At 33.6% G+C, this 16531-nt stretch carries 14 protein-coding genes and 1 other annotated feature; all 14 genes read right to left on the bottom strand.

Going from position 1 to position 16531, the window contains the following annotated elements; translation table 11 throughout:
• Positions 1 to 2 precede the first annotated feature (2 nt).
• The gene (asbA, locus tag ACQVV1_RS18455; RefSeq protein ID WP_431169343.1) at positions 3 to 1811 is read right to left on the bottom strand and encodes a petrobactin biosynthesis protein AsbA; all 1809 of its coding nucleotides are present in this window, start codon (positions 1809 to 1811) and stop codon (positions 3 to 5) included.
• A 310-nt stretch (positions 1812 to 2121) separates the two neighbouring features.
• Entirely contained in the window at positions 2122 to 2661 is a 540-nt protein-coding gene (locus ACQVV1_RS18450; RefSeq protein WP_431169342.1) for a GNAT family N-acetyltransferase, read from the bottom strand.
• 95 nt (positions 2662 to 2756) lie between these two features.
• Complete coding sequence (locus tag ACQVV1_RS18445) at positions 2757 to 3437, bottom strand: MgtC/SapB family protein (protein WP_000119510.1); 681 nt, start codon at positions 3435 to 3437, stop codon at positions 2757 to 2759.
• Positions 3438 to 3595: 158 nt separating this feature from the next.
• Complete coding sequence (locus ACQVV1_RS18440) at positions 3596 to 4252, bottom strand: YkyA family protein (protein WP_431169341.1); 657 nt, start codon at positions 4250 to 4252, stop codon at positions 3596 to 3598.
• 14 nt (positions 4253 to 4266) lie between these two features.
• A complete protein-coding gene (locus ACQVV1_RS18435; protein ID WP_063221733.1) occupies positions 4267 to 5088 on the bottom strand; it encodes a peptidoglycan-N-acetylglucosamine deacetylase in 822 nt (273 codons plus the stop codon).
• 100 nt (positions 5089 to 5188) lie between these two features.
• Positions 5189 to 6550 (bottom strand): sensor histidine kinase, encoded by a 1362-nt coding sequence (locus ACQVV1_RS18430; protein ID WP_431169340.1) that lies wholly within the window; start codon positions 6548 to 6550, stop codon positions 5189 to 5191.
• Entirely contained in the window at positions 6547 to 7236 is a 690-nt protein-coding gene (locus tag ACQVV1_RS18425; RefSeq protein ID WP_063221735.1) for a response regulator transcription factor, read from the bottom strand. Before ACQVV1_RS18425 ends, ACQVV1_RS18430 begins: the two co-directional genes overlap by 4 nt.
• A gap of 13 nt (positions 7237 to 7249) precedes the next feature.
• Positions 7250 to 8497 (bottom strand): hypothetical protein, encoded by a 1248-nt coding sequence (locus tag ACQVV1_RS18420; RefSeq protein WP_431169338.1) that lies wholly within the window; start codon positions 8495 to 8497, stop codon positions 7250 to 7252.
• 163 nt (positions 8498 to 8660) lie between these two features.
• A complete protein-coding gene (locus tag ACQVV1_RS18415) occupies positions 8661 to 9662 on the bottom strand; it encodes an LCP family protein (protein ID WP_431169336.1) in 1002 nt (333 codons plus the stop codon).
• A 201-nt stretch (positions 9663 to 9863) separates the two neighbouring features.
• Positions 9864 to 12164, bottom strand: coding sequence for a glycoside hydrolase (locus tag ACQVV1_RS18410; RefSeq protein ID WP_431169335.1), 2301 nt, complete (start codon positions 12162 to 12164; stop codon positions 9864 to 9866).
• A 215-nt stretch (positions 12165 to 12379) separates the two neighbouring features.
• Positions 12380 to 12589: a DUF6366 family protein gene (locus ACQVV1_RS18405; protein WP_063221738.1), complete on the bottom strand. Its 210-nt coding sequence runs from the start codon at positions 12587 to 12589 to the stop codon at positions 12380 to 12382.
• A 115-nt stretch (positions 12590 to 12704) separates the two neighbouring features.
• The gene (gene thrB, locus ACQVV1_RS18400) at positions 12705 to 13598 is read right to left on the bottom strand and encodes a homoserine kinase (protein WP_309260029.1); all 894 of its coding nucleotides are present in this window, start codon (positions 13596 to 13598) and stop codon (positions 12705 to 12707) included.
• Positions 13595 to 14653, bottom strand: coding sequence for a threonine synthase (gene thrC, locus ACQVV1_RS18395; RefSeq protein WP_309260028.1), 1059 nt, complete (start codon positions 14651 to 14653; stop codon positions 13595 to 13597). Before thrC ends, thrB begins: the two co-directional genes overlap by 4 nt.
• The gene (locus ACQVV1_RS18390; RefSeq protein ID WP_431169334.1) at positions 14646 to 15941 is read right to left on the bottom strand and encodes a homoserine dehydrogenase; all 1296 of its coding nucleotides are present in this window, start codon (positions 15939 to 15941) and stop codon (positions 14646 to 14648) included. The genes thrC and ACQVV1_RS18390 overlap by 8 nt, the downstream gene beginning before the upstream one ends.
• A 154-nt stretch (positions 15942 to 16095) precedes the next feature.
• Positions 16096 to 16327, bottom strand: a binding site (T-box leader).
• Positions 16328 to 16531 lie beyond the last annotated feature (204 nt).

Below are 16531 nucleotides of genomic sequence, written 5' to 3'. Positions count from 1 at the left end.
ATTTATGAACGAACAGCCACTTCTCTAACGAGCGGATTCTGTACCTGTACGTAAATTGCTTGTTCTAAAGGATTACTTAACTCGTCGACATCAAAAAATCTCGTTAATAAATTTGCTTTACATGCCAACTTATCCTCTTCCAACAATTCTCTTAAAAAGGTAGAAGGTTCACGATTATAAGGAAGGAACGATTCAAGTACAGATCTTAATTCCGTGAGAAGAATTTCCTCCTTAATTAATCCAGCTGTACCAAATCCGTTAATAAGTCCAAACATATGATTAAAAATTAAGTAGTAACGAAATCTTTCATCTACAATATAGTCGTCATACAAATTTCCAGTACGTTCTCCAATACCAGCTAACTCATTATTAAGCATTTCTTTCATTGAATTACAGAAATAAAAACCTTGATTATCACGGAAATAATATTTGACCGGATAACCGTCCTTTAGCTGAACAACGCTATTTTGCTGATGAGCTTCTAATGCAACACCATACTGTAAATACATCCATACCATCGGCTTTAATGAAATATTCATATATCGTCTAAACCACTCTAAACTTACTTCTTCACAACTTCTACTTTCTAAATCTGCTAGGCGGTGAATAATATTTGATAAGCGAGTACGTTCTCCAGGTATAGCATCTTGAACTAGCCCAGCAATTAATGTAGCGTCATTGACATGTTCGCTATAAAAAGGATTCTCTCGTATAATTACTTCAAATCCTGATTCTTGTGTTCCATAATTTAATGTAATAAATGCTGGATCACAAATAAAATCAAAGCCGGGAAACTTTTCTAGTACTTCACCAATAGCCGTATTTAACATTTCCTTCCCTTCAAGACCACTCTCAAGTTCCTTCAATTTATTAATGCGCATTGAATTTGTTACTTTTACCGGAAATGAAAACTTAAGCATATACTTTGAATCGGGATGATATAACGTCCTAAGTGATGATGTTGCCATATAATACTTACCAGCAGGACCAATATATTCAAGTACTCCTTGATCTATCCAATCCTGGACGTAAGATTGGTGTAATAACCATTCTGCCTGAAGCGGGTGAATTGGAATTAATGAATATTCATCTTTATTACAATACTTTAAGATAAATTCCTTACTAACCATCTCATCATTACGTAACTCTTCTTTTAAAATTACTGTTGTAGAATCTAATAATAATGATTTTTCATTCACTATACTTTTATGTGCCCGAAAATAATGCAGCTGGCATTCTCCTTTTAATTCTGGAGAATACATTGCACTTTTCCAATCCAATATACCTTGTCTACTCTTTGGTGTAGGGTGAGTTAAATGTCCAAATAATAAAGACTGCTCCGCCTCTATAAAAGTTGTATGGAAACCGTATAATGCAGATGTGTCTTCTATTCTCGCTTTTGTAAATCCCTCAATATTTTGACAACTACGAATAACTCGAAGCATAAGTTCAGCAGGATTCGTCCCTTCTCCGTAGTTGATAGACATCTCTTTTATTAAGAAAGTAATAACTGTTACGTAATCTGCTTTAATAACAGAATTACTATCTCCAATTTGATAATAAAATTGTTCTCCAAACAAATGGCGATCTGTTAATGATTTATAAATAACTTCTCCATACAAAGTAACGTTCTGTGCCGATAGCCGACAGCATAAATATGTGGGGACTGTATCTCTATTCAACGTATTACTGAAGATACTTTCCATTCCTTCATCCTCTGTAATCCATTCTCCACTCCCTGTTTCTCTTAAATAACAGTTTAAAAAGCTTTGTAATGTTGCATGTTCTGCGATTTGTTTCGCATGCTGCATACTGGTCCTCCTCTTTATATTAAAGCTATCGAAATTTTATATAATAAACGATAATTGAATGTCGTTATCAATTATGATTCTAATTGATAATGATATTCAATTCAAGAGTATATTTCAGAATTTTTTTATGAAATTTAATTTTTCTTTTTTTCTTTCTTTTATTTAACCTAGTTGAAAATACGCTAAAAAAATTCTTGTTTTCAAACTAATTACCTACTATTTTTTATTAATCCATCAAAAATGGATTAATAAAAAGGTATACCTTATTTGGTATACCTTTTCCCGCAATTTGTTTACATAATATTATTATTTATATCAATCTATCTAGCTGTTCATATAACAAATTCAAATCTCTCCAACAATACGCTGTCTCTTCTATCTGTACTCTCTCTAAAAATTTCGTATCAATTTTTTCAGGATTAAATTTTTCATAAAACTTTTTAGAAGGATTATTCGTAACGACCCAAACTAAAAGGGATTGCATATCATTGTTTATACATTCCGATAATAAAGCTTGAAATAACTTTTGTCCTATTTGCATTCCTTGATACGTTTGTAAAAGGTAGATCGCATATAATTCCCCGTCACAGTTATATACATCGCTTCTTTCTATTCCCCCATCAATGAATCCAACTATTTCTCCATTTAACGTCTCTGCTACAAATCTAAATTGATGATTACCTTCTTGTTGAAAAATGTTTTCCCACTGTTTTTCTCGTTGCTCATATGTTATATTCCCCAAAAATCCGTTAGGGAATATCCCTTTATATGTTGTTTTCCAGCTATCAACGTGTACCTTTGCTATACCCGGTATATCATCTTTTATCGCTCTTCTAATATGTATCTCCATTATTTCCCCCTCGTTTACTCATCATTATATCAATTTTCTTCCTTAAAAACCCAAATAAAAAAAGAGTGAATTGACTTCACTCTTTTTTCTTACAATTATCTACTTTCCACTTCAACTGAAACAACACGATCTATCTCTTTTAGTGAACTATATAGCTCCGTTGTATATAAATCTTCTGGAGCTAAAATGACCATCTCTAATTGTTGAAATGCTCCACTATCTATATCTTTAATCTTCACTCGTTTCACATGCATTCCTAAATTTTTTATCTGCTTAAATATACCATCTAATTCATGATGCTCTTTTACAGTAATTTTTATAGATAAGTCCTTTTGTCTTAATGAATACGGTCCTGCAATTTTCACAAGTTGCGGAAGTACATTAATTGCTAAAATAATTAAAACCATAGCAACCGTCGCTTGTAAATAAAATCCTGCCCCAATTGCTATACCCAAAGCTGAAGCAGCCCACACCATAGAAGCTGTCGTTAATCCAGAAATAACATCATTACTTCTTCGTAAAATAACACCTGCCCCAAGAAAACCAATCCCACTCACAATTTGAGCAGCTAGACGCATTGGATCCATATTTGTATGCCCTGGAACAGAATATACATGTACGGATTCAATTGAAACCATCGTAATTAAACAACTTGCTACAGAAATAACCATACTTGTTTTCACACCAAGTGGTTTATTCTTTAGCTGCCTATCTATCCCGATGAATAATCCTAAAAAGAGTGCTAAACCTAATTTGAGTAAAAATTCATATGACATATTTCCATTCTCCTTACTTTACAATGTTCCCTTGGAATAATTCACTATAACTCTTTTATGATATCAATTCCAGTCTTTTCTATTCATTTAACGTAAAAAACCGAAAAAACATTTGTGACGATGTTTCTCCGGCTTATTATTACGCTTAAGACTCTTCTTTATTTTTGATCTTTAATCTTAATCTCTGCATCTTTGTAAAATGCTAATTTACTGTCATTATACTCTTTTGTAAAATTGTTAAATTGCTCTTTTGATTTTTGTGCTTCCACATTTAATTCATTAACAGCCTTAACTTTTTCACCAATCTCTTTTAATTTCGTTTCTTTTACTTTTAATTTTTCATACAGTTCTTTTTCAGTCGCTAACGCCTTCGTATAATTTTCATTCATCTTTTGGAATGCATCATAACGATTTTTATACGACTCTTCTACTGCTTTCGCTTGTTTTTGTAACTTTTTATCTTCAAGCTTCTCTATATTTCCTTGAACGGATTTCGTTTCTTTCTGAGCTTTTTCTAGCATTTCTTTCTCATTTTTTAATACTTTTTCACGGTCATCTACATTTGCAGTAGCTTGCTCGATTTTTTTCATAACAGCTTCATTATGATCTTTACCTTCTTGTAAAATTTGAGAATATAGATCTTGACCTTCCTTCTCTAACTTCTCTAGTTTCTTTGCTTCATCAACTAAAGATTTTTCTTGTGTCGCTGCTGTTTCAAAAGCTGTATATAGATTTTCTTCTGGTTTTTCACCGAAACAACCTGCTAATAGTCCTACTGATAGTGCTCCAACTACTGCTACTTTTCCATACTTCAACGTTCATTCCTCCATTACATACGGTTATCATGCCAGAAGTTCACTGGGAAGTGACTCTCTTCATGATAAGCTTCAAACTCATAACCCTTTTCTTTTAACCCTTTTAAAATTGCTGGCACAGCAGCAACTGATTGCGGGTGGATATCATGCATTAAAATGACTTCCTGTGGTTTTGTTGCATTTGTTAATACATTTTGAGCAATTTGTGCTGCAGCTGCATCAACTTGCATTTTATTATATTTCCAGTCTAATGAATCAATTGTCCAATCCCACACTCTAAAGCCGCCTTCTACCACTTTATTTCGAAGACCTTCATTTAATCCAGGCATCGAACCGTATGGTGGACGTGTTAATTTAGGTGATTTCCCAATAATATTTGCGATTAAGCTTTGATCCTCTTTCATCTCATTTACATATTCGCCATTTTTATATAACTTTGCAAAATTATGCGTCATACTATGCATTCCTACATAATGACCTTCTGCATTTTCACGTTTCACTAAATCTGGAAATTCTTTTACATTTGCTCCAATTAAAAAGAATGTCGCCTTCGCATCATGTTGTTTTAACGTATTTAATAATTCAGCCGTATATTTCCCTGGGCCATCATCAAATGTAAGATAAGCAACTTTTCTTTCCTTACCATTAAAACGACTTGGTGCCGTTTTATTCATTTCTACTTTTGGTTGTTCACTTGCGAGTTGTACTACATTTTCTTGTTTTGCAACAGCCTTTGCTGGTGAAGTAATGGATTGAAACATGAAATACCCAATAGCTACCGCTGCAATCGCTATTAAAACGAATACTACTCGTTTAATTTTAAAAGCTTTTTCCATTCTATCGAATTCCTCTCCCTATTAATCTTATATATAAATCACCCAATATAATTATACATCTATTTATTTTATTAAACTATATAAACAGACTTTATATGTATTATAATGGGATTTTTATCATAATGGTTGTTCCTATTCCTTCTTTACTTATAATATTTACTGTACCTCCATGAAGCTCTACCATTTTTTTAACGATAGCTAAACCAAGACCAGCACCTGTAGCATGATTATTAATCTGGTAAAATGACTGTTCTATATATGGTAAATGCTCTTTAGCAATCCCAATCCCTTCGTCTTTCACCTTTATGACTGCTTGTCCTTCATTTTTGGTCGCTTCAATATATACTGTACCATTTTTATGTGAATATTTAATTGCATTTTGAACAATATTTAAGAAAATTTGCTTTAGCCTATTTCGATCTCCTATCAATTCAATTCGTTCTATAGTTTTGATGAATTGCATTTGCTTCTCTTCAGCGTTAGGAGTTAATTGCCAAATCGTCTCCTCTAGTATATCGTATAATTGCACCTTTTGTTTATATAAATTAAAATGATTTGATTGTAATCTTGAAAAATCTAGCAATTCTTCTACTAAGTGAATTAATCGGTCTGTCTCACCTGAAATAATTCCCATGCCTTGCTTGATCTCTTCTTCCGTTAAATAATCTACCGTTTTTAACGTCTCACTCCAACCTTTAATTCCTGTTAAAGGCGTTCGTATTTCATGAGAAATAGAAGCAATAAATTCATTTTTCATCTGTTCCGCTTTTTCTATTTTATTAGACATATGATTTAAACTGCGCGCTAACTCCCCTAATTCACCAGGATAATCCTCTTTAATTTTCTTCTTTAATGTGCCTTCTGCAATTTGTGAAGAAGCATGAATAATAGATTCAATAGGTTTCACAAACAAATTTGCTAATCGTCTACTGATTAAGAACACAATTCCTGAAATAACAATACCTACAGAAATAGTAAACATTATAATTTCAATAATCTTAGCATTTATATGTGTTAATACAGTCGTATATTTTAAAACACCGATAGTTTGTCCTTGATGAATAAGTGGACTAATCACTTCCAATTGTTTCACATTGTCTTTCGTAGTAGTGACTTGATGATACATTTCTCCTTCTAGTAACGAATACGGAATAACTACTTTACCTTCTACCTTTTGTCCACTTGAAGATTGTATAATCGAACCATGACGATCAATTAATTGTAATTCTGTTCCTTCTAATTCAAAACTACTAATGATGTCACCACTATATTCTTGCAAACGAATAAAATATAATGAATTGTATTCAGAGAAAAATCGTGTACTCGTCTTCGCATGAGATTCTACATATTGCACAATACCATTATAATAATATCGATAAATAGAGACTGAAAATACTACTTCAAATAATACAAGCATAAGTATAATGACCGTCATAAAATATAAAGTCACTTTCCGTTTCATCTTATACTTTCCTTCCACACATATCCTTTTCCCCACACAGTAAGAATAAATTCAGGTTCTGATGGATTACATTCTATCTTTTGACGTAGCCGTCTCATATTTACATCTACTACTTTCGTCTCGCCTACATAATTGTTTCCCCAAATCATATTTAAAATTTCATCACGTGAAACGGGCTTTGAAGCCTGATTCATTAAATACTGTAATATCATATACTCTGTAGGGGTTAAATCAATTAATTGTCCACCTTTATATACTCTTTCTTCAATAATGTGTAACGAAAACGGACCAGACATAATTATATTTGTTTTTTCTTCATGTACCTCTATTCTTCTTAATAAAGATTGTATACGTGCAGTTAATTCCACTGGACTAAACGGCTTTGCAATATAATCATCTGCACCAATCCCTAGTCCATGTACTTTATCCTCATTTTGTACACGTGCTGTTAACATAATAATGCCCATTTTTTTATTTCCTTCTCGGATCGCTTTACAAACTTGAAAACCATCAATTCCCGGTAACATTACATCAAGCAATGCTACATCTACAGTATGTTCACATAAAATTTGTAACGCCTCTTCTCCAGTACTAGCTTCTAACACATAAAATCCAGCACGTTTCAAATTTAAGACAATAAAACTACGAATAGGCATTTCATCTTCTAAAACTAAAATTGTTGGCATAATTTCCACCTCCCTACTCTTGTTGATAATCCGCTAGCGGTTTTATATATACTTTCACTTTTTCAAACTTTGGTTGTTTCGGTACTGCATATACGTGAGAAGCCGTTTTAACTGCTGCCTCATATCCTTTTATTTTGAACCATTCTTTTCGCTTAAAAATGTAGACTTCAAGCCATATGTCATTTTTACTTATATCCAAAAACTTTTGGGAATTTGATTCCTTTTGCTGATCTGGTATCGTAATTTTTCCTATTAACTCTTTAGGAATTTTTACATAATACCCTTTTTCTATATCGATATATCTTTCTTCAATTGGTTTAATTCCAGATTCACTCCACTGTATGTAACGTTCAAAGAGCGGGCTATCACCATGTGGTTTATCTTCCCAACCTTTTGGACGTACAGTACGAACAAATTCAATAATGCCGTCTTCATTAACATCTTTACTTTCTACAACATATTCATTGAACAAGTCTTCTTTCCCATCTATAGGTAGTACCTCATAATGATTCTCATCAAATTTTGCTACATACGTTATACCTGAATGAGCGCCAATTCCTGCATCAATTACAATCGCCTTTTGTGATTTTGAAATACGGCCCATTTGTATTCTTTGAATGCTATTTATAAATGGATCGAATGACGCTTCAGATAAAGTCTTAAATTGTTCAATGAATTCAACTGTCAACTTCTCATCTTTTTCATACGTAACAAGGCTTAAATCATTAAGACCGTTTCTATTTAAATCATCTATAAATAACTTTGTATAACGTCGATTATAAATCTCCTTCATATCTTCATTTTCTTCCGAAAAAACATACATAACATGTTCTAGCGATTCACGACTTACAGAGATTCCAATTAATAACTCTCGCTTCCCGTTCCCTGTGAAATCACCAACTTCAACGATATCTACATCTCCACCATCAAATTTTTGCGTAGACTTTATTTTCCACCCATTGCCGCTTTCCTCATATACAGCTAAATATACGCTATGATCTTCATTCGATAATTTATAAAATATGATGGCTTCTTTTTTATTATCTTGTTTAAAATCCATTGACCAAATCATCTGTTTATCTTTATTAGACATTGGAGTAAGCAATCGATAATTAACAGGCAAATCTTTATCTATTTGCTCTTTTAGTTCATTAATCCATTTCTCATTGGCAGGAGCTTCCATTAAATTTGTTGGAGCTTCAGACATTTTACATCCAGTCAACATAAAAATGATTCCCATAATACCTATCCATTTCTGCATATAATATCTTTCCTTATTACAGATTTTAATTATTTGTTTTTACTTTTTACTTCTCCAATATTCTCATACATATGAGTATAATTTTTCTACAATAAAAAATCGTTACAGAAAAGTTACAAATCAATTCCGATAAAAAAAGATTGGCAGAAGCCAATCTTTTTTATTATTCATTTCGAACTGATTTTGGTGTTACACCTAGATGATCATTTAATTTTTTCGAAATATCTTTGACATTTTTTTCGTTTGGAATGTAATAATAAATACCACCGATACGTTTATCTGTACCTTCAATTTGCATTTTTTCCATTTCCAAGGTAGACCCTGCCATATTTTTCGTAATAGCAAGCATATCATCGAAAGTTAAGTTCGTTTTCATATTTTTATCAACTGCATCAAGTAATGAGCCCATTTTACTAATTGATTGGACAGACATTGCTTTTTTAGCAATTGCTTCAATTACAAGTTGCTGTCTTTGACCACGCATTGCATCACTGTCAATTTTACGCGTTCTTGCAAGCGCAAGTGCTTGCTCTCCATTTAAATGTTGATAACCCTTTTCTAAATGGATCATACCAGCTTGGTCTTTACTATCTTGTTCTGTGAAAGTAACTGGTACATCAATATCAATGCCACCAAGTGAATCGACAATTTGTACGAATGATTCAAAGTTAAACTTCACATAATAATCAACAGGAACATTTAAAAATCTTTCCACCGTATCCCGTGTACTTTCCACACCACCAAATACGTGTGCATGTGTAATTTTATCTAATTTCTTTCTAGATGGAATATATACACGTGAATCACGCGGAATACTTACTAATTTAACTGATTTATCATCTTTATTAATTGTTGCTAATAAAAGTGCATCTGTTCGAACAGCTTCTCCGTATTGACTTTTTCTCATTTCACTACCATCAACACCCATGATTAGAATTGAAATGTTATCCTTTAAAGGTTCAACTTCTTTATCACGCTTCGATGACTTATCAATTTGTGCATATGCATCACTTACCACTGCTTTTGCTTTATTATATATTAACGATCCATATCCTACTCCACCAAAAATAAGTAGGAAAAATGGAATTAAAATGAACCATTTTATTGACTTTCTTTTAGAACGTTTTTTACTGCTTCTTGTATTCTGTTCTAATTCAGAGCTCATATCCATTCGCCTCTCTTTCTCTTTCCCAATTATAATGCAAGTCTATTAACCTTCATATTGAATTTCCTTTCAATTACCTTACAATTTTGTAAGGTTACTGCATGAATCCAATATGTACTCCATTTCACATTATACTCTTGTACTTATTTTTGGCAAGTCACTATTTATACAAAAATACGATAAAATTTATATATTATAATTTTATTGGTTTGGTGTATACATAGTTTGCTTTCCATTATTAATAATGAAAGCTGATTTTGCTTTTATTTTCGTCTTTTCTATTTCCATATCTTCATTTGAGAAATTTACAATAATTTTAATATTTTCCCCATACGAAGCTGCTTGTACTAAATTATCTTCTGACAAATATGCAAAATTCGTCATTGCTTCTTTCACTGCCTTTTCATGAACTTCATTCCAAACTTTCAGATGCTGCGTAATTTCTTGTTTATGCTTATTCCACTCTACTTCATCTAAATGGTACAACGGAGGAACGTTATACAATAATTCGTATAGCATACGGTTTCCTACCTCATCTTTTACTTTCAAACTTCCCCATTCCCAGTGATGCGTTGTAATTACAGAATCATTGTATACTAATTTATATAACGGTACTGAATATACAGGATTTAAATACACTTGTTTATACTCTTCTTTTAACGGTACTTGTTTTGCATATTTTTCTGGAACATTTTGATTCGGTGACCAATATCCGCCCACATAATACGGACTTGTTTTGTTTTTCCTCATATCATCATCGTCCCATTTAATAACAGGCGTTTCAATGCCGTGGGCAAATGCAATCGTGCTACTTGCAAAATCATTTCCGCCCTCAGAGCCAACTACCATACCTTTTTCTTGCACAATATAATCCATTCGTTGTAATCTTGCTTTTAAATCTTTTTCTTGTGTCGTTATATGTTTAGCCGAATAGTCATCATAAATTTCACCTGTTGCATCACAATCAATAAACCATGAATTGTATTTAGGTCCATTTTGTAATATGTCGTTCATTCGTTCTTTTACACTAGGAAGAGATAAAGTTGGATTTAATTTTCGTCCTCTACCTAAAAACCCTTGCACCTTTTCTCCATTTCTCTTCGTCACAGTTGCCTCTTCATATAACGATGGATCAGTAAAAGAAGCTGTATTCCAATTTTTATCAGCTTTTTCGTGAATAGAATGGTAAGAATCATACGGGCCAACTAAATATCCCATTTTCTTAGCTTCTGTCACGAAATCAGGCTGCATATACCCTTGTTCCCAGTTCGGTAACCCAATCCATGCATTATCTATTCCTGCCGATTTCATTTCCTTTATAATATCCGTTCCATCTGCCTTACCCCATTTACTTACTTCTTCAACCGCATCACCGAGCACCGACTTTAATACATGCTTATTTAAGTTATATAACTCCATCTTCGATAAATGATCTACACCTTTGTTTAATAACTCACTAGCTTTCTGATCAACTTTTAGGAAAATGTCCTCTTTATACAATTCCTTCATTGATAATACTTCATTCATATAATGCAAAATAACATTTTTTTGATACTTATCAACAAAATCTTGTTTATTTACTTGCTCAAATACATTCAGCTCCCCAGGCTCTGAACTATTCTTTTGAATAAGCTCTTTTATATGACTGAACACAGGACTATTTATTTGCTCTCTTAACTTTGGCCAATTTACATTACTTTCTGATAAGCCATTTTGATTCCAAAAATAAAAATGAGCTGCGCCGTAAAGCTTTTCTATCTCTTTATTTTTTCTAGCCTTTTCTTCTAATGTTTTGAATTCACCTTTTCGAGCGATATTGTCTTTATATAGTTTCGCAATACTTACTGCATCATTATTTGTCACGTATAACTGAAATCCATATGTTTTGTTTTTATTTATACGCGGAAATTCATGTATGAAATCAAATCCTATTTTCGGATCCGAATGAAATTTCAATTCATTATTAAACATATTGTTCGCAATATATACAATGGAATATTTCGAACCATGTAATGCAAAAAACTTCATAGAAAATGATTCAGCAAATGAATATGCATCATCCTTTAAAAACTTTTTCCAATTTTCATCATTACTCGGAATTTGCTTCCCTTCCCATAACGGAAGTGTATAAGTTTCAGCTTGTACTTTCGGCCATGTAAAGCTTTCTGCACCAGTCGATTCCACCTCGATATTTAAGTGATCTTTTTTCTTTACTAGATTCACTTTTACTTTTTGATCTGGATATTCCCAAGATGTGCGACCCTTGTCTTTTTTTACATTCGACACCTTCATTTTCGGCAACGGCTGTGACGCCTGTTCCTTTACACCGTCATGTTCTACAATTAACGTGAAAGTCTCTGGATTTACATCGTAAGTAAACTCTTTATATGTCGCTTTCTTTATTTTAGACCTTTGTACAGCATTGTTATCTTTTACATCACACCCGACTAAAGTCGAAAATGACATGGTTGTAAGCAGACATATCGCTATCATTTTTTTCATCTTCTGCACCTCCACCACTGAATATACAGGGGCTTTGTTACAGGAATATGGCAAAAAAATAGAGCCAGCATAACGCTAGCTCTATTTTGAGTATTAAAAATAAGTGTATATGAACAACTATTATCTGCTTAGAATATATATGTAGTACTCTAACCGTGGTCTTTTATCCTCACTAAATATGAAAGCAAATCATTCAAAGTTTTAACATGCATTTCTTAACTAAAAAAATAAGTGTATATAATATATCCTAAAACTAGCACTAAAATTACTAGCCCTGTACCTTTCCAATTCATACCACCCGTCATATCAACTGGACTACCTGTTTCAGCTCTGTTAAGTCCATCCTTTAAAGAACCTGTAGGATTATTTTTCAATTCACTTTGCCTTATAAGTTCTCTTTTTTCTTCCGGTGATTCTTTCTTCATACGATCACCTCCAAATTAATACACTCTTTACTAAATTATACATTAATATTTTTCTTTTATATGCAAACTTAAAAGATATTTACAACATAAAGAAAGCTAGCGATGCTAGCTTTCTTTATAATCCAATATGTTCTTTCTTATTTACAGTAGTCCCTCTATGATCAATTTCTAACTCACACACTTTCATAGACGTAAATACTCTCGCTAATTGCTCAGCAATTTCTTGACGTTTCTCATACGGCGTTAAAATAAAAATAGATGGTCCTGCGCCACTAAGTGCTGTGCCATATGCTCCGAATTCTTTTGCACATTTACGTATAGATGGTAATAACGGTACGAGCTCTAAACGATATGGCTCGTGAAAATGATCTCTTTCCATCATTTCTCCTACAACTTCCCATTTCTTTTGACAAAACGCAGCTACTAATACGTTGCTTATCGCACTAGCCTTTACTGCTTCATGAAACGGAAACATATCTGGTAATACAGATCGGCTTTCATCTGTATTTAGCTCTTCATTTGGAATAAGAGAAATTACGCCTAATTCCTTACTTTCAATTCTTACAACAGAAACATCCTTTCCATCAAGTGCTCCGATTACAGTCCCTCCCAATATAGAAGCAGCAACATTATCAGGATGTCCTTCAAGATTTGTAGCAATTTGAACTTTTTGATTAGTAGTTAAGTTCAAATTGCCTAGTTGATTCGCAAGCTCTATCCCAGCTACAATTGCTGATGCGCTACTTCCTAGTCCTCTTGTTAGTGGGATATTACTAGTAACTTCTATTATATGGGGTGATAAAGAAGGACATACTTTACATGCCGTGCTTACGATTAAATTTTTATCGTCTGTCGGAATAGACTCTTCAAAGGAATGGATTACTTGCCATTTATCAGCTTTTTCTTTTACTACTACATTTAAATATAATGACAAAGCTATTCCTACTGAATCAAATCCAGGTCCAACATTTGCTGTACTAGCAGGAACACGAATACTTAATGGTATCACGACATAATCACCCCTTTAATATGCTCCTTAATTTGTTCTAAATTATTTGAAACACTTGCAATATCTAATGTATTAGAAGAAATTGCGATATCAGGATCTTTCAAGCCATTTCCAGTTAAAACTGCAACAACTGTTTCTCCTTTTTTGATTTTTCCAGATTGAACATGTTTAATTACGCCCGCTAATGAAGCATTTGATCCTGGCTCAGCGAAAACCCCTTCCAATTTTGCTAATAATCTATACGCATGTAAAATCTCTTCATCTGATACCATATCTATTTCACCGTGAGATTGCTCGGCAGCCTCTACAGCATATGACCAACTTGCTGGGTTACCGATGCGAATCGCTGTTGCAATTGTTTCGGGCTCTTCAATGACATGCCCTTTTACAATAGCAGCTGCTCCTTCCGCTTCAAATCCGTGAATTCTTGGCTTTTTATAGCCTTTTTCTTTCCCATATTCACAGAAACCTTTCCAGTACGCTGTAATATTCCCGGCATTCCCAACAGGAATCGCTAAAACATCTGGTGCACTTTGCAATTGGTCACAAATTTCAAATGCTGCTGTTTTTTGCCCTTCAATTCGATAAGGATTTACAGAGTTTACTAACGTAATCGGCTCTTCTGCAGCAATATTTCTTACAGCCTTTAGTGCATCATCAAAATTTCCTTCTATTGAAATGATTTCAGCACCATAGGCAACTGCTTGCGCTAATTTTCCATGCGCAATCTTTCCTTCCGGTATTACGATAACACATTTCATTCCAAGGCGTGCCGCGTATGCGGCAGCCGATGCTGATGTATTACCTGTCGATGCACAAATAATGGCCTCCGAACCTTCTTCTTTCGCCTTTGCGACTGCCATTACCATACCACGATCTTTAAAAGAACCTGTCGGATTCGCTCCTTCGTACTTACCGTATAACTGAATCCCTAATTGTTTTGATATATTTAATAACGGAATAAGGGGTGTATTTCCTTCCATTAAGCTCACATCAGGTGTGTTTTCATTTACAGGTAAATAAGAAGCATATTGGTTTAATAGTCCTTTATACATATTGTTTTTCCTCCTCAATAATGTAGTAACTGTTTATTTCACTTGCGACATCTTCTATCGCCTCTAAAACTCGTTCGAATTGATACTTTGAAGTTTGATGTGTCACAACAACGACTTCTGCAAGTTCACGATTTAAAGGTAATTGAATAACTTCTTTTAAACTTACAGAATAATTAACGAAACATTCTGTTATTTTTTGTAACATCCCAGGTTCATCTCGTAATGAGATACGTAAGAAATATTTCGAAAAGACTTCTTCATCCCCTTGTAATTCATATGGTTCTGGTTCTTTTAACGCACTTTTATTTTTCTGAACTTGATTCATATTTTTAACGATTGAAATAATATCACTTACTACAGCAGAACCAGTCGGCAATTTACCTGCTCCAGGTCCGTAAAACATTACTTCTCCTACTGCTTGACCGTGAACATATACGGCATTAAATTCATTATTTACATTTGATAATGGATGATGACTTGGTAAAAGAGTCGGTTCTACACTTAAATGAATGGCTGATCCTTGTTTCTCTGCTTTACCAATTAATTTCATAGTAAACCCTAACTTTTCAGCCATTTGTAAATCTTCTTTTTCGACCTTTCGAATCCCTCTTACTTGCACATCATCTAAAGAAACATTCATCGAAAAACCTAAATTTGCAAGAATTGCTACTTTTCTCGCTGCATCTAATCCATCTACATCTGCAGTCGGATCCGATTCTGCAAAACCTAATTTTTGTGCTTCCTGTAAAGCCTCTTCATAAGACCATCCCTTTTGACTCATCTTTGTTAACATATAATTTGTTGTGCCATTTACAATTCCCATTATTTTTTCAATTTGATCTGAAGCTAATCCGTCCGTTAATCCTCTTAACACTGGAATACCACCCGCTACACTTGCCTCATAACATAGATCACAATCATTTTCATTCGCTAATTGGAGAAGCTCCGCACCGTATACAGCCATTAAATCTTTATTTGCTGTTACGACATGTTTCTTATTTCGTAAAGCCTTAACAATATGCTGTTTTGCTTCTTCAATTCCGCCCATTACCTCTACTACAATATCAATATTTGAATCATTTAGAACTTCATCGACATGACTTGTTACTACGATTCCATCGATGCAAACATCACGTTCTTTTTCTAAATCACGTACAACGACTGTCTTTACCTTTACTTCATATCCTGTATCAAGAGCGATTTTTTTATAATGTTCTTTCAAAATATGGACAACACCACTTCCGACTGTACCTAATCCTAACACCCCAACATTAATAACGTTATTCATCTTCTAATCTCCTCCTACAATTTTGTTTTTTATCTCTATCAATCACCTTGCTCTGCCTTTTAATTGTGCAGGTGGTGGTTATTTCCGTACGTACAAATCGTTTCATGTTACAGCACCTCCTTTCAAAGTAATAAAAAAACACACTCATCCCTAGGAAAGGGACGAATGTGTTTTCGTGGTTCCACCCTTGTTCCAATCTAGACATATTTCCCCCTAGATTGCTCAAGTTCAGATAACGGCTGATACCGTCAATAATTACTAGATTGCTCGTTCACTATTGAAGTTCAAAGGTGGTAAAACCATTTCTCGTGTTAGGAAGCTCACACCCTTGACTTCCCTCTCTGTAAACCGTAAAAATGATTTCGTGTCCTTATCGTTACTTTTTCGTTCATGTTTATTTGTTAACTCATTATACTCGCATAAAAAACAAAATCAATACTATTTTTTAATTATTTAAAATTTTCAATCTTAAGATCCGTAAAAAAACACACTCGTCCCTAGGAAAGGGACGAGTGTGTTTTCGTGGTTCCACCCTTGTTCCAATCTAGACATATTTCCCCCTAGATTGCTCAAGTTCAGATAACGGCTGA

The sequence above is a fragment of the Bacillus basilensis genome (genome assembly GCF_050630465.1).
GTDB classification, from domain to species: Bacteria; Bacillota; Bacilli; order Bacillales; family Bacillaceae_G; genus Bacillus_A; species Bacillus_A basilensis.
This window is presented reverse-complemented; position numbering and strand designations above follow the sequence as displayed.

Coding starts and splice junctions, on each gene's coding strand:
- ACQVV1_RS18430 (WP_431169340.1), bottom strand. CDS start 6,550: ATGAAACGGAAAGTGACTTTATATTTTATGACGGTCATTATACTTATG.
- ACQVV1_RS18435 (WP_063221733.1), bottom strand. CDS start 5,088: ATGGAAAAAGCTTTTAAAATTAAACGAGTAGTATTCGTTTTAATAGCG.
- ACQVV1_RS18450 (WP_431169342.1), bottom strand. CDS start 2,661: ATGGAGATACATATTAGAAGAGCGATAAAAGATGATATACCGGGTATA.
- ACQVV1_RS18420 (WP_431169338.1), bottom strand. CDS start 8,497: ATGCAGAAATGGATAGGTATTATGGGAATCATTTTTATGTTGACTGGA.
- asbA (WP_431169343.1), bottom strand. CDS start 1,811: ATGCAGCATGCGAAACAAATCGCAGAACATGCAACATTACAAAGCTTT.
- ACQVV1_RS18415 (WP_431169336.1), bottom strand. CDS start 9,662: ATGAGCTCTGAATTAGAACAGAATACAAGAAGCAGTAAAAAACGTTCT.
- ACQVV1_RS18410 (WP_431169335.1), bottom strand. CDS start 12,164: ATGAAAAAAATGATAGCGATATGTCTGCTTACAACCATGTCATTTTCG.
- ACQVV1_RS18405 (WP_063221738.1), bottom strand. CDS start 12,589: ATGAAGAAAGAATCACCGGAAGAAAAAAGAGAACTTATAAGGCAAAGT.
- ACQVV1_RS18425 (WP_063221735.1), bottom strand. CDS start 7,236: ATGCCAACAATTTTAGTTTTAGAAGATGAAATGCCTATTCGTAGTTTT.
- ACQVV1_RS18445 (WP_000119510.1), bottom strand. CDS start 3,437: ATGTCATATGAATTTTTACTCAAATTAGGTTTAGCACTCTTTTTAGGA.
- ACQVV1_RS18390 (WP_431169334.1), bottom strand. CDS start 15,941: ATGAATAACGTTATTAATGTTGGGGTGTTAGGATTAGGTACAGTCGGA.
- thrC (WP_309260028.1), bottom strand. CDS start 14,653: ATGTATAAAGGACTATTAAACCAATATGCTTCTTATTTACCTGTAAAT.